This is a genomic window from Ochrobactrum sp. SSR (genome assembly GCF_030067775.1).
GTDB classification, from domain to species: Bacteria; Pseudomonadota; Alphaproteobacteria; order Rhizobiales; family Rhizobiaceae; genus Brucella; species Brucella teleogrylli.
Window position 1 is genome coordinate 1,182,556 of record NZ_CP125969.1, and the last position, 14,516, is coordinate 1,197,071.

Here is a 14,516-nt window from a genome sequence, read left to right on the forward strand (position 1 = left end):
CGCCCAACAATTAAAATTGAAAGGGAACGAACATGAGACGACGGGAATTTCTGGCCATGACGGCCTTATTTATTGGATCAGGCCCACATTTGGCATGGTCAGCTTCGAAAGCTTACCCCGCTAATAATCCAATGCTGATCGTCGGTTTTGCAGCAGGTGGTGCGGGCGATATCGCGTCTCGTGTCGTGACAAACTACGTTAAACAAAATCGTGGTCTCATTGCCATGCCGGATTTCCGTCCCGGCGCGGGAGGAACAATCGCAACCGACCAAGTGCGCAGGGGAACATCCGACGGCTCAATCCTGTCGTTGTACTCGGCCAGTCCAGTGCTAGTCGCACCTCATCTGCAAAAGGTACCATACGACACGACAAGTGACTTTACCTTTATTGCAAGCTATGCGGGCATTTCCGTTCCGTGTTTCGTCCGTAGAAACAGTCCGTTCGAAACCTGGGACCAATTGCTGGATTTTTGCCGCAAAAATCCAAAAAAGTTGAAATGGGCGACTGCGGCGCCGCGAGGACTTGCGCATATTGCGACCGACGCAGCGTTTCGCCAGGAGAAAGCGACAGCGACATTCGTTCCCTTTCGAGGAGGAGCCGATGCTGTAACTGCACTTCTTGGGGGGCACATCGACATGGTCGTTTCGTCGGATTTCGGACCTCATCTGGCAGCCGGATCAGTGCGACTATTAGCCGAAACCAGCCCAAACCCAAAAGCAAGCCCGGACGGTATCGTCAGTTTTGCAGAACGGGGCTATCCCATTGCAATCCCCGCATCATACGGCCTCTTCGGTCCCGTAGGTCTACCTTCCGAAATCGTCTCCTGGTGGGAAGGCGCGATTGGGGAAATGGTCGCAAGTCCAATGTACGCCGATTTTTTAAAACTGATTAATGGCTATGCGATGTTCCAAAAAAAGCGAAGAATTCACCCACATGGTCAAAGAAGGATATACCAGTATAGGACATCAGATCGAAGCGATGGGGGTCCACCTATGAACCTGTCTCGTTTCGTTCCTTACACGCTTTCCACAATCGGCCTTGGTGCTGCAGCGAGCGGCCTAAGCATGCGTCTTTGGGAAAACGGTGAGCCAGGAGCAGGGCTTTTTCCCTTTCTGGCCTCACTACTGCTGATCATCACCAGTTTTCTTTGCACCATGCAAATTTCATCCAATGAAGATCCAATCGAGATACACCGTGTCCTCGCCTATTGCGTATCACTCGCTCTTTTTTGCATCTTCCTGGAATTTCTCGGCTTTGTAGCGGCCGCGTTTTTATTCCTCGCAGGGGTTTTGCTGTTCATTGAACGGATAAGGTGGCAAATATCCGGATTTTTTGCAGCCGTCGTGGCTATAGCAACCTGGCTTCTTTTTGAAATCCTTCTCTCCGTTCCCCTACCACATGGCGTCTGGAGACTGTGATGCTGGATTCTCTTTCCCAACTCATCATGGGCCTCGGCATTGCGCTCGAGCCAACCAATATCGCCGTGGCTTTTTTGGGCGCAGCATTGGGTACGGCCGTAGGCGTTCTTCCTGGTCTGGGTCCATCGGCAACGGTTAGCTTGTTATTGCCCATTACCATGGCACTCGACCAAACAAGCGCAATTATCCTGCTTGCTGGTATCTATTACGGATCGCAATATGGTGGTTCTATAACCTCCGTCCTAATGCGGGTTCCCGGAGAGGCCTCAAGCGTGATGACGTGCTTTGACGGCTATCCGATGGCCAAACAAGGCCGAGCCGGTGCTGCGCTAGGCATCAGTGCATTTGGGAGTTTTATTGCAGGAATTTCCGCAACACTGGCAATCGCAATCGTTGGTCCAGCCTTCACAACAGTTGCCCTCGCATTCGGGCCGGTCGAGAAGTCAGCAATTGTCCTGTTGGGTCTCGTGCTTGCCGCAAGCGTTGGTGAGGGACCGCGTATCCGTGCGTGGACGATGGTGGCGCTGGGTCTCCTTCTTTCAACTGTCGGCGTCGATCTAATTTCTGGACAAGAGCGGTTCACCTTTGAAATCAGCTACCTGCGCGACGGTTTCAATATCGCCATACTGGCCATGGGCCTGTTTGGAATGAGCGAGGTTTTGATGCTCATCCAGCGTAAAGAAGCGCACGAAACAACTAAAATGCCCTCTTATCGAATACGCGACCTTCTGCCGAATCGTGACGACTGGAAAGCCTCAGGCGGACCAATCGCGCGCGGCACAGTTCTCGGTTTTTTCCTAGGCCTGCTGCCCGGTGGCGGTGCGCTCGTCGCCGGATTTGCAAGTTACCTCATGGAGAAAAAACTTTCCCGCTCACCTGAGCGGTTTGGCAAAGGGGCGATAGAAGGCGTCGCTGGGCCAGAAAGTGCCAACAATGCTGCTGCACAGGCGAGCTTCATTCCTATGCTATGTCTCGGCATTCCTGCCAATGCAGTAATCGGCATCATCATGGGAGCGCTCCTGATGCAAAATGTCGTTCCCGGGCCGCAGATTATCTCCGAGCATCCGCAACTTTTCTGGGGTATCGTGGCCAGCATGTTGATCGGAAACGCCATGCTCGTCGTTCTCAACGTCCCTCTGATCCGCATTTTTGTCCTTTTGCTAAAAGTTCCTCAGACAGTCCTGGCTCCCCTTATCGTCTTGTTTTGCGTGATAGGGGCGTTCAGCCTGAGCAATAGCATGTTCGACGTCGGCGTCGTAATCGGATGTGGATTTGTAGCCTATGGATTACGTCGGGCTGGCTTCGATATGGCGCCTCTCCTGCTGGCATTCCTGCTTGGATCGCTTCTTGAGGAAAATCTGCGACAGAGTCTTATTCTTGGCGAAGGCAGCCCGTCAATTTTCATCGAAAGCCCGATCAGTATCTGCCTGATCCTATTCACGCTGACTATCCTGGTTGTACCTCTACTCAAGAACGTCAGGGTTTGGCTCGTCCGTCGGCCCTCGTGAGAAACCCGCCGTGACAGAAACCAAATGTCACGGCGTCACTAAGTACTCAATCACTTTCCCAACTCACTTACGCGCGGCTCGAATTCCGCGAGCCAATGGCATGTGACCGCAATGAGAGAGCTAATATGAAGCACCAACATCTCAAGACGATCGAACAACGGCTGCTGTGGCTATCACATTGGATGATCCATCACGCAAACCACATCCGCCCAAAGGAGGATGGAATTAAGGTGGGAGGACATCAGGCGTCGTCAGCTTCTCTAGTATCGATCATGACCGCACTTTATTTTTCTGCGTTGCGCCCGCAAGACCGCGTTGCGGTTAAACCACATGCGTCACCAATCTTTCACGCAATTCAGTACCTCATGGGCAACCAAACACGACAGAACATGGAGAACTTTCGCGGTTTCCGCGGAGTACAAAGCTATCCCAGTCGCACCAAAGATATCGATGATGTTGATTTCTCGACCGGATCGGTGGGGCTAGGTGTCGCGATCACATCTTTCGCCTCGATGATACAAGACTATATCGCTGCAAAGAGCTGGAGCACGGACCTCGTTCTTGGCCGTATGATCGCGCTGGCTGGGGATGCCGAATTGGATGAAGGCAATCTTTATGAATGCCTGCAGGAAGGTTGGAAACACGACTTACGCAACACCTGGTGGATTATTGATTATAATCGACAATCGCTAGACGGTATCGTCCGTGAAGGTTTGTTCCGGCGGATCGAAGGCATTTTCAGCGCCTTTGGCTGGGATGTGGTCAAGATTAAGTATGGTGTGCTGCAACGCGCAGCTTTTGACGAACCGGGCGGCGAACGCCTTCGCGAATGGATCGATAACTGTCCAAATCAGCTTTATTCCGCGCTCACCTTCATGGGCGGCGCCGTTTGGCGCAAACATCTCATGAACGATCTCGGCGATCAGGGCAATGTCACTGCGCTAATCGAGCGGCGCAACGATGTTGAACTTGCCGAACTGATGGAAAATCTTGGCGGCAATTGCGTGAGCACCATGGCAGATACATTCGCCGCGATCGATCACGACCGACCGGTCTGCTTTCTCGCCTACACAATAAAGGGATGGGGTACGCCCATCGCCGGGCACAAGGACAATCATGGCGGCCTCATGAACAAGGCCCAAATGGCCGATTGGCAAGCGTTTATGGGTATTTCACAAGGGCAAGAATGGGATAAATGGGCAACTGTTGCAAACCCAAAAAAGCTGCAGGATTTTCTAGACACCATGCCATTTTTTGCCAGCGGCCAGCGTCGTTACCGTGATGCTCAAATCGAGGTTCCCGCTATCCCAGCAGGAAACGAAGGAGACATCTCGACCCAGACGGCCTTCGGAAAAATACTGGATGAACTATCGAAGTCCGATTCAGAACTTGCAGCGCGAATTGTGACTATGTCACCTGACGTGACGGGAACAACCAATCTCGGGGCATGGGTCAACCGGCGAAAGCTGTTTGCCCGCGAAAAGCGTCCTGACACTTTCATTGATCAGTAAATACCTTCAACCGCAAAATGGGAATTTACACCGGCTGGCCAGCACATCGAATTGGGCATTGCGGAAATGAACCTTTTCCTACTGCTGGGTGCAGCCGGCCTATCACACTCACTTTTCGGCAAACGTTTGTTGCCTATCGGTACGGTCTATGACCCATTCGTTGCGCGCGGCCTCGATGCGTTGAACTATGCCTGCTATCAGGATGCACGATTCATGATCGTGGGAACGCCCTCTGGTGTCACTTTGGCGCCCGAGGGCGGTGCCCACCAATCGATTGGATCTCCATTGATTGGGATGTCCCAGGACGGGCTCGCCTCTTTTGAGCCTGCATTCGCAGACGAACTTGCGGTTATCATGACATGGGCTTTCGACTACATGCAGAGAGACGGAAGCGGCGACCCAGATGAGAGGACTTGGTTAAGAGATGAAACCGGTGGGTCGGTCTATTTACGGCTTTCAACCAACCCCATCGAGCAACCGGTCAAGCGTCTGGACGATAGGTTCAAACAGGGCACGATTGACGGTGCCTATTGGCTGCGGGAACCAGGACCAAATTGCGAGGTGGTCATCGCCTATCAGGGTGTGATCGCGCCCGAGGCTATCAAAGCTGCCGGCATCATCGGTGAGAGTCGTCGCGATATTGGTGTGTTGGCGATAACATCTGCCGACCGGCTTCATGCGGGCTGGTCCGCTGCGCAACGTGCTCGTGCCCGTGGTCTTACGCAAGCTGAGAGCCACATAGAAACACTCATGAAAGATGTCCCAGCACACTGCAAAGTCGTTACGGTCATCGATGGACATCCCGCGACCTTGTCCTGGCTCGGTTCGGTTAACGGTCATAAGACAATTCCCCTTGGCGTCGAGCATTTCGGGCAGACGGGAACGATTGGCGACCTATATCGGCACTTCGGTATCGACGCGCGTGGAATCGTGGAAAAGGTGAATGGCCTCACATTTGGCAAACCTGTGTTAGGTGTTGTAGCCTAAGTAAAGCCACTAGCTCAAAGCAGCAACGAGAGCGCCGACCGAGGCCTTAAGCGCTCCGATCCCGTGTCAAATTGGCCGCAAGTTTCCATTCGATCAGTACCAGCCGCCGAATTGTGTTCTCCGGGCAATGTTACCCCCGAAATGCAAGTTGCGGCTCGGTGACCACCTCAACAATCTCGCGAGACTTGATAAAACCGCCCAGATCGCCGTGCATACCGTTGAAGAGATCAATCAAGGTTTTTTGGGTTACGGGTCGAGTACGAAGCTGAACGATCTTCATGTCTGGTATCGGTCGATCTCGATCCTGATCTTTTATCAATGACGTTCGGAAGTCTACGAGATCCTCACGTGCCTCATCTTGTGATCCGTAAAACTGCCGCGCGCAGTGTCGCGGATCGTCACCATAGGTGTAGGTATAGAAAGTAAAGCCATGCGCGGCTTCGTGTTCGGTAAAAGCCATTTCCACGGTTTCCAATTGAAGCATTCGCGGTACGCCCCCGCTTCAATGCTCATTGACCCCTTGGTGATCGGGGAGTTGCAAACCGTCACGAAACGGCCCTGTGGCCTTTAGCCGGAGGCCTGTTGCATAAGCCACAGGCTCCCCGACCATAAGGTCAAGGAGTACGGTGCCATAGCAGCAGGCACCAGCTTTCGTGAGGGGTTTGCACGCCCCAAGGCAGCGCGTCACTGCCTTATGTTCACTCTAATGTAACCGTTATCGATTGTCGTCCATTTTTTCGGTCGCTTTGCATTTGCCGAAAAAATAACAATATCAACAATAGGAATTGTCTACTTTAGCCACGCATCAGGCCCAACTAGCGAATTGAGAAAAGATCGGAAGCGAGCGCACCGAGCGTCACCATCATCTTTAATCGCCGTGAAAAGATCAGGAGTCTTGAGAACAAATGAAACCTTCAGTCGTACGGTCCCGAGTGTCATGCAGCGATGTCGAATAAGTGAATCGGTCACATGTTCGAAAGCGTCGAATTTAACCCCCGCGGATATGAGCTCATCGTCCGGGCCAGCCGTGGCAAGCCAAACGGTACGCGCGTCAATGTAAGCAGCAATGAGCTGCTCAAGTTCCGTATCTGGCATATCAGCTACTTTCGACAAAGGATAATGTCGTGTGCGCTTTGCATTAGACTGCAAAGCTCTCCCAATGTACGTTAAGTATAACGTTTTAGACTCACAAAATCAAACTAAAAGTACCACATAATATACGAAAAGTGACAAATGATCGACGCAGGACAAATTAAAGCCGCTCGTGCCTTGTTGGGGCTAACGCAAAACGACGTCGCTGCTGCGACCGGGTTATCCGTACAGACTATCAAAAGGATGGAAACAGCGGGAACGCTACGAAGCACCGTTTCAAACGTCCTAACAATTCAGAAAGCACTTGAAAAAGCAGGCGTCATTTTCATTCCTGAAAATGGTGGCGGTACGGGTGTGCGGCTGGCTAAGCCACTACTTTCTAAATGAAAGGGAACGGTCAGCCTTGCAGTTGGCGCAATGACCAGTTCATGTAAGTCCAATCGCGCTCGCTGGCCGACGCAATTGCTGTAAGTTCCGTCGGCTCCTGCTTTACAACGGATGTCCATCCCGGTTGAATATTCAACCAGGTATCGGAAAAAACAGTCGACTGGTATCGATAACCTTCGTCAGCCGTAATGGCGACTATGGTTTTGTTAGGCTCGCCACTTGCATGCCAATTTCCAACGAGCGCAGAAGCTCCGCCGGAAGGGCCGACAAAGATTGCATGGGTTCGATAAAGTTCACGTGTAGCAGCAAAGGCTTGTAAGCCTCCCACCCAATGCACTTCGTCGATTAACCCGTGATCGAGGTTTTTGGGCACGATACTGTTTCCAAGTCCGCGCAACAGACGCGGCCCGGCTTCTTGTCCGAAGAGAACACTATTGTTCGTATCAACCGCTACCGCGCGCATATCTGGGTAAATCCGACGTAGATAGTGGGTCGCGCCGCAAAGCGATCCGCCGGAACCGACACACCCGACCAGACAATCAACGTGACCCAGATGATCTACAATGACCTCCGCAAGACGCGAATAGGCCGCCGGATTGTCAGGGTTGTCGTATTGTTGGGGCCAGAAAGCGTCCGGTGTCTCGCCAAGCACGCGATGTAACTCAGCGAGACGACCTTCCTGATTGCCTGTTCGGCTCGGATCGTCAACCATCCTCACCACGGCGCCAAGCTGCTCGAGCCGTTCCTTGAATGAACCATCCATGAGGCTTGTCGCGCTAACAATTGTAAGGCGATAACCACGGATCGCAGAGAGCATCGCCAATGCCAATGCAAACGTTCCTGAACTCGTCTCAACGATGTGACCGCCGGGCTTTAGAAAACCATTTTCCTCTGCACGATTCAGCATGTAGTGGGCCGGCAGCAGTTTCATCAAACGAAATTGAGCCAAATAGAAATTCGGCCTCAACTCAATCATCTGGGGTGTTTCGTAATCATGAAGAAAAGACCCCGAATTCATGACACTGCCCCGAGAATCTCGACGTCGTTGTTGACGGAGAACTGATGAAAGCCTGCAAATCCCAGCTCGGCCGCCGCCTCCACTGCTGCGCCAATCTTTAGATCAACTTCCGGATCATTGGCATCCATCAGAAGGCCCATCAAATTTCCACTGTGGGCCACTTGCACGCCGAGTGCGTTGCTATTTTCCCCGATCTTGAGAAGATCATCAAAATGCCTTTTCGGGAGATGTCGTTGATTTATCCGGGCGCTTGCTGTTGCGACACGGCCAAGCAAGCCGACATCCTGATCAAGGACCGCCTTGCGGGCAAGACCACGGAGCACCCGGAAGCTCTCGATCTCGGATCGATCGTAACGGGCGGGTGTGAACGTTAACGTATCTACGGGTGGATCATCTGGCGAAATAAAACCCACAACCATTAAGGGAGGATATTCGCCTGGGAAAAATTCCATGACGTGCCCTTCCCTGTGGGCGAATAAAACAGCATGCTCGCCAAAAACGATAGAATCGCTAGCGGTCTCAGCCGCCACAGCCAAACGACATATAAGCGCGCGTCGGAGTTCAACGCCCATAGCAACTGAAACCGCTCTTATTGCTGCGACAACGTCCGCAGTCGATGATCCAAAACCTAGACTGATCGGTATGTTCGTTTCAATCGTGAGACATCCCGCCTTTTCCGGTTTTCCCAACGCGTCCAAGGTCAGGCGCGCCGCGCGGGCAGCTTTGCTCATGCCTGCTGGACGCGTGCGGATCTCATTTCCGTCATCAGGCCAGAACGTAACCACGGATTCCAACGCCGGACACGGCAACGTAATCAACGCTCTGTGTAGGCTTCCCGCATCGTCAGAAAAAACCCCTTGAAGTATTTCTCCGTGATGAGCCATCGCTCGACCGGTTCCAGCACCAAGCGAAAGTGGGGAGACACGTTTCTTGAAAAAATTTGTTTCATCAGCAACTGAGCGGGAAAAAGACACCGATTTTCCTCCGGCAATTGAAAGATTGAGCAGTGTGCTTCACGAAACCACGAACGTCTGCCCTCCTTTTGGAGGAGAAAATTTAATTTGACTAAATGGTGTGGTGGGTAGCCCAAAGAACCCACCACAGAAATCATCACAAAGAAACGTTGGGGATCGCGCGCGCTAATTCACTACAAGGATGCTGCGATTTTCGCTCTAAAGCGGGGCAACGAAGTGCCACTATTCGGCCAGCCACACACTCTGTCTGTTTAAAGTAAAGATCATGACCACGTGGCCGTCGGCTATCGCTACACAATCTTTGCATAGGATATACTTGCCGAGCTTGCGCTTCAGGCACTTTTGAAACCGAAACGCAGTCAGCAAAATTCCGGCCATCACGCAAAACTGGCAACACGACGGAAATCATTGAGCCTTTTACAACCAGAATAACAAGCGATATCGATACTACGTGAAAGCCGGTCTGGAAAAATAGTCCAAGCACCAAGCCTGTTTTACGCCATATAACTCACCTCAAGTTGATCAAGCGTGGGAACTGCGGGCGTCAATGCAATCCGCTCAGCAAAGCTATTGACGTCAAACTTAATACGTTATCCCTCGTTCGAGCGCACGACGCTGACGTTCGGCCACGATTTGCTGGCTTGCCTGCATGCGAACCGTCTGTTGTACGATCTTCAAGCTTTCCTGCATTGTCTCGAATGCTCGGCGTTGCGTCGGTGCCACACTGTTGGTAACGGTCGTTTCGCCGCGCAGGATCGCATCACGCCCAAACCTCAGATCAAGCGCCCGGCTGACAGTGGTGAATTCCTGTATGATATTGGCCCCGAGTAGTCCGGCTTCCGCTTTGAGATCTGTGCCTTTCTTCTTCATTGTCTTTGTGAGCTCACGCAATACCACTTCGGCTGCAGGTGACAAACCTGGAATGGCAATTCCCATGCGCTGGCGCTCCCCGGTAATCGCTTTGGTCTCGTTGCTCAGCGCCGTCGCGTAAGATGCACCCAACGACCGAACACGGCTTTCTGCGTCCGGGACAGCCAAAAGGGCTTCCTTTCGTTCACGCCCAGATGCCAGAAATTTATCCATGATGCGGTCAGAACCACGCAATGCCCCATAGGCTGCGGGATCGTTAGCAACCGCCGCCGCGATGCGCTCAGCCGCAAAACCTTTGATAATCAAGGCTTCAATTTTGTCGACGGCACCTGCCGGATCACGCCAGATGTTGGATGCTGTTTTAGTAAGGACTGCGCGATTGTATTGGTAGTGATTGGCTGTGAGCACCCTCTCCTTTGCCACATCTTCTATTGGCGTTTTGAACTCCGTCACAGCTGTCAGCATCGGCAACACGGCATTTGTTTTCGCGCTTGGCTCGATGCTGGCAACTGCAACGACCTTCGCGCGGTCCCTAGTTTCGACAAGACGCTGTTCCTCGGCAAAACGGCGTATAATGGTAAAAAGACGCGTCAGTTTCTCGCGCCGATCTGAATTGAGGTTCTCCGGCATGCGCTCGAGGATATTGCGTTCAGCCACGGCATCAGCTTTGTCGGTAAAGGCCGACCAGCCAAAGCGCGCGGTCAACGCCTCATTGATCGCCTTCACTTGCTGGACCAACTGATGGTCCCCCGCAGCATGGGAAAAGGCCGTCTTATAGGCATCTGTTACACCGCGCTTGCGCTCCGCTTCGACTTCGATAAGGCGGGCCATTGCCTGCTGCGAGGGTGCAGGGATCGACAGTGCCATATAGCCGCGACGTTGCTCTTCGCGCTTGCCAAAGCGTTCCGCCTGACGACGGAATTCTGTCGCATGCGCACGCGACAGCGGAACAAGTTCAGAAAGAGCGCCAAGCGCGGCCTTGCGTTCATCCCGAGCGACGCGACCGTCAAACAGAGAACCCGATCCCCGGATCGGGCCAAGACGTTCTGGTTTAGCGGCAATATCCTCAGCAAGGCTTCGCGGTTCTATTTGCCTGTTGGAGGCAAGTGCATTGAACCTTGCCAGCGCACCATCTGGATCTCGATATATCTTCCCCAACACTTGTCGAAGAATGACCTCCCGCTCCTTCCAGCGATCTGAATGTAATTGCGCACGTCGGGCATCCTCTTCGAGGCTGCGGGCGAACTGGGTTATTGGGGGAAGAAGATGAGGTCCGTTGTTGCCTCGTTGCTCTGATGTTTCAGGTTGTCGTGCTGCAAGCTGCTGCGAACGTTGTTCGTTATAGGAAACGCTTTTGTTGCGTTCGATCATGATATCGAGCGCCACACTGGCCCGTTCCCAAAGCTTTGCCACTTGTCCGCGCTTGTCATCAAGCCACGCCAGCTTTTGTCCGACACGCTCTTCTATGCTCGCCATAACTCCGGCAAGCGTGTCGATACCTCGCCGACGGGCAAAGTCATGCGCATGCGCCCGATAACCAGCTTCATTCTCAAAATCGAGCGTCGTGGTTTTTGTGCCTGAACGGCCAAGACGTTCAACCAGTTGCCCAAACAATTCCGGCCTATGGTTTTCGCGCTCGATCCGCTCACTTCGTATAATAGCAGTTTCGAGCTGCTTTGCCGTCCAGACGTTTCGCTCGACTTCGCGTTCCTCAAAACTCTTCCGGCCGGTCTCCTTGTCTGTGACAGGGATTTTGACCTTGACGATTTCAACGCCGTCTTTTCGGAGAAGTGCGGTATCACCTTTTGATACACCTCCGTCAGCCAACGCCTTGGGCAAACTGACGCCCCAGAGCCGATGCACGGTTTCGTCATCTATCTTCACATCAGCATAGGGACTTTCATCCGTATCCTTATCCTGTGGCCGGAACTTTGCCATACCGGTCGCAATCAGTTCGCCGGCAACACCGGCTGCATGATCAACCCGCGATTTCCCGCCCCATTCCGCTTTTGGCTCAAAATCCTCCCGCGCCGCATAAAGATCGGCGCGGTCATGATGACGGGTCATGGACACATAGGTCAGATGCTGATCCATCATGCCGGTAGCAAGCACAAATGTCCGACCAACGGTCACGCCTTGCGATTTATGGATGGTCACAGCATAGCCATGATCGATATTGCGATAGCTGTCCTCGCTGAGCACCACATCCCGGCCAGTGTCGAGACGGATCGATAACAGCGGACGCCCACCTTTGCCACCGGTGGAAACGACAGTACCGAGCATACCGTTTTTGACATATTGCGGACGAAGATGCTTTGCGCGCGTTTCGACAAAGCGGGCATTTTCTAGAAAGATGACCCGGTCGCCGCAGCCAAATTCTCGAACGCCGCGCTCTGTGCGAAACTCACGAGCGTTTGTCAGAGCACCCTCCCTGTGCATGACGATGCGCAGGGATTTGTTCAAGCGCCTTACATCTTTATTGGTATGAGCGAGCACCAGCATCTCGTCGCCGCGCAGCTTTCCATCTTTCCCTGCCGTCCGCGACTGTGCGATCGCCTCTCGGCGCCCATCGCTCCAGTCGGCAACAAGACGTTCTATAACCTCAGCGCGTCGCTCGGCTTCGATTATGTGCCCCTTTTGAGCATAGGCATCGAGCCCCTCTTCGACCTTGCCCCGCGCAAAAAGCCTGGAGGCATCGCGTGCCCAGGCTTCTCGTTGGCGGCGGACACCGGCAAGCTCGGCGAAACCAATCCGCTCCGTTATTGCCCGGAAGGCTGCACCGGCCTGGATCGGCTGAAGCTGCATCGCATCACCGACCAGAACGGCTTTTGCACCGGCATTCTCAACCGCCTTCAACACGCGTGCCATCTGCTCAGAAGACACCATGCCGGCTTCGTCCACTACGAAGATGTCTCCGCGTTTGAGAAGATCACGACCATTCTCCCAGCCAAGTTCCCAAGCGGCAAGGGTTCGCGATTTTATGCCAGAGCTATCCTCCAATCCTTCCGCAGCTTTACCGGATAAGGCTGCTCCGAAGACATCCCTGCGCTCATTTTCCCAGGCAATACGGGCAGTGGCAAGAAGCGTCGACTTGCCAGCGCCCGCAAGCCCGACCACGGCGGAGATGGCACTGTCGCCAGTAAGATGACGAATGGCGTCAATCTGCTCTAGATCAAGCTTAAAAGATTTGCCCGGATCCGCCGTTTTGAATTTTTGGATGCCCGCTTCAATCTTCGCAGCACCAATTCCAAAGCCCTTGCGCTTTGACAAAACCTCAGCTGACTGCGCCATGTCATATTCAATCCGCAGGATCTCGCGGGTGGTAAAAATTGCGGGCTCGTTTGCCTTGCCGGTTTGCTGATCCACCTGTTGCGGCTTCAACAGTACTAGATCTTCAGACGCCATCAGCCGTGAGCGAATATTGGCAAAATCGCCCGGATCATCAACATAACGATGCAATGTCTTGGCGATATCCTTCTCATCAAAGGTCGAACGCTCAATGCCGAGGCGTTTGAGAAGAAGTCCGGGGTCAGCAAGCAGTCGATCAGCCATTTCCTGCCGACGCGCAAGTTCGGCCGGCGCGAAATACATCTCCACGCCCTTGCGAGCCATTGCAGTCTTTGCTGGCCCAAGATGTTTCTGGGCAATTCCATCCAGACCCTGTTCAGCGTAAGAGCGCCCATCAAGGCGAATATCATGGCCAGCCAGAGCCAAGTAGCGGCTCGCCGTCTCTGCCCAAGCAACCTTCCACGCCTTCATCGTTTCTTTGTCGCCAGCCCAACACGTATAAACAATATCCCCGTTATGGCGGTTCGACTTTACCTCACGCAATGGTTTCCCGTCCGGTCGGAGAACCGGCACATATTTGGGACCGAAACCCGTTTCTGTCAGGGGTCTGAGCGCAGTCAGCAGGTGAATATGGGGATCACCATCCTTGTCGTGATAGACCCAGTCAGCAATCATACCCTTCACAGTCAGATTGTCCCGGACGAACTCCTGCACCAGGGCAATATTCTCCGCCCGCGTCAGTTCTTCTGGGAGCGCAATAATCAGCTCACGAGCAAGCTGTGCATCCACCCGCGTCTCAAATGCATCGACGGCGTTCCACAACACTTCGCTCGCACCCGCGGCGGTCTTGCCATCTATCGCCAACCGTAACCAACCCGGAACATCTTCCGGCAAAGCCAGCTCTTCATGGACCAGATCATCGTCGCCACCACGATAGTTGAATGAGATTCCGGTCTGTTCGTCTCTCATCCGGGTGCGATGCCGATAAGAAGCCGCGGAGATAATATTACGGCCCGCCCCTCTGCTGATCATCTGTGCTCTGACGAACATGATTGCCACGATTAACTCCTGACCGCACAAACGTGCCAACCAACCCAATCCTGCTGCTTGCCAAAAGTCAGCTCCCAACTCCGGGACGAAAATCAGGTTGGAATTTCGGTAGTGTCGATTTGGATAATTGCACAGACAAACGCTTTTTACTATCTTTTTTTAGATTAGTTAAATTCGACCCTTATGTCTGGCTAGAATAAGCGTAAGGCGTAAATTGATCTAAATTTCGTATTTTCTCGTAACGATGGATAAATAGAGATGCTGATCGAACGTATAAAACAAGTTACAGTTAAACCGGCCGAACCGCTAAGGCAGGACTAGCGCAAATGAGGTCGCCGATGTGAAACTCAATCACTGTTTCGAAGAATTCGTGGCGCGGCTTCGTGAAAGCTGAAAAAAGCGATTGGGGAGAG

Annotated in this window: 7 protein-coding genes and 1 pseudogene; 4 read left to right on the top strand and 4 right to left on the bottom strand. The window is 53.0% G+C overall.

From position 1 onward, the window contains the following. Nucleotides 1-32 precede the first annotated feature (32 nt). The 3 genes and pseudogenes from QLQ11_RS05690 (at nucleotide 33) to QLQ11_RS05700 (ending at nucleotide 5,424) form a co-directional block, all read left to right on the top strand. The gene (locus QLQ11_RS05690; protein ID WP_371835939.1) at nucleotides 33-1,418 is read left to right on the top strand and encodes a tripartite tricarboxylate transporter substrate-binding protein; all 1,386 of its coding nucleotides are present in this window, start codon (nucleotides 33-35) and stop codon (nucleotides 1,416-1,418) included. Then, nucleotides 1,418-2,926: a tripartite tricarboxylate transporter permease gene (locus tag QLQ11_RS05695; protein WP_283736050.1), complete on the top strand. Its 1,509-nt coding sequence runs from the start codon at nucleotides 1,418-1,420 to the stop codon at nucleotides 2,924-2,926. Before QLQ11_RS05690 ends, QLQ11_RS05695 begins: the two co-directional genes overlap by 1 nt. 125 nt (nucleotides 2,927-3,051) lie before the next feature. Beyond that, a pseudogene (locus tag QLQ11_RS05700) lies at nucleotides 3,052-5,424 on the top strand (transketolase). A 130-nt stretch (nucleotides 5,425-5,554) separates the two neighbouring features. Here QLQ11_RS05700 and QLQ11_RS05705 read toward each other — a convergent pair. Continuing rightward, nucleotides 5,555-5,884 (bottom strand): hypothetical protein, encoded by a 330-nt coding sequence (locus QLQ11_RS05705; RefSeq protein ID WP_283736049.1) that lies wholly within the window; start codon nucleotides 5,882-5,884, stop codon nucleotides 5,555-5,557. A 773-nt stretch (nucleotides 5,885-6,657) separates the two neighbouring features. Here QLQ11_RS05705 and QLQ11_RS05710 point away from each other — a divergent pair. Further along, nucleotides 6,658-6,903 (top strand): helix-turn-helix transcriptional regulator, encoded by a 246-nt coding sequence (locus tag QLQ11_RS05710; protein ID WP_283736048.1) that lies wholly within the window; start codon nucleotides 6,658-6,660, stop codon nucleotides 6,901-6,903. 10 nt (nucleotides 6,904-6,913) lie between these two features. Here the strand turns inward: QLQ11_RS05710 and QLQ11_RS05715 are convergent, their stop codons facing one another. From QLQ11_RS05715 to traA, 3 genes are all read right to left on the bottom strand, one after another. Continuing rightward, nucleotides 6,914-7,921 carry a cysteine synthase family protein gene (locus tag QLQ11_RS05715; RefSeq protein ID WP_283736047.1) on the bottom strand — a complete coding sequence of 336 codons (1,008 nt, stop codon included), beginning with the start codon at nucleotides 7,919-7,921 and terminating at the stop codon, nucleotides 6,914-6,916. After that, nucleotides 7,918-8,895 (bottom strand): kinase, encoded by a 978-nt coding sequence (locus QLQ11_RS05720; protein ID WP_283736046.1) that lies wholly within the window; start codon nucleotides 8,893-8,895, stop codon nucleotides 7,918-7,920. The genes QLQ11_RS05715 and QLQ11_RS05720 overlap by 4 nt, the downstream gene beginning before the upstream one ends. A 582-nt stretch (nucleotides 8,896-9,477) precedes the next feature. After that, the gene (gene traA, locus QLQ11_RS05725) at nucleotides 9,478-14,112 is read right to left on the bottom strand and encodes a Ti-type conjugative transfer relaxase TraA (protein ID WP_283736113.1); all 4,635 of its coding nucleotides are present in this window, start codon (nucleotides 14,110-14,112) and stop codon (nucleotides 9,478-9,480) included. Nucleotides 14,113-14,516 lie beyond the last annotated feature (404 nt).

Bases quoted from the DNA above. Each gene is read 5' to 3' on its own strand.
- QLQ11_RS05690 (WP_371835939.1), top strand. From the start codon at position 33: ATGAGACGACGGGAATTTCTGGCCATGACGGCCTTATTTATTGGATCA.
- QLQ11_RS05695 (WP_283736050.1), top strand. From the start codon at position 1,418: ATGCTGGATTCTCTTTCCCAACTCATCATGGGCCTCGGCATTGCGCTC.
- QLQ11_RS05705 (WP_283736049.1), bottom strand. From the start codon at position 5,884: ATGGCTTTTACCGAACACGAAGCCGCGCATGGCTTTACTTTCTATACC.
- QLQ11_RS05710 (WP_283736048.1), top strand. From the start codon at position 6,658: ATGATCGACGCAGGACAAATTAAAGCCGCTCGTGCCTTGTTGGGGCTA.
- QLQ11_RS05715 (WP_283736047.1), bottom strand. From the start codon at position 7,921: ATGAATTCGGGGTCTTTTCTTCATGATTACGAAACACCCCAGATGATT.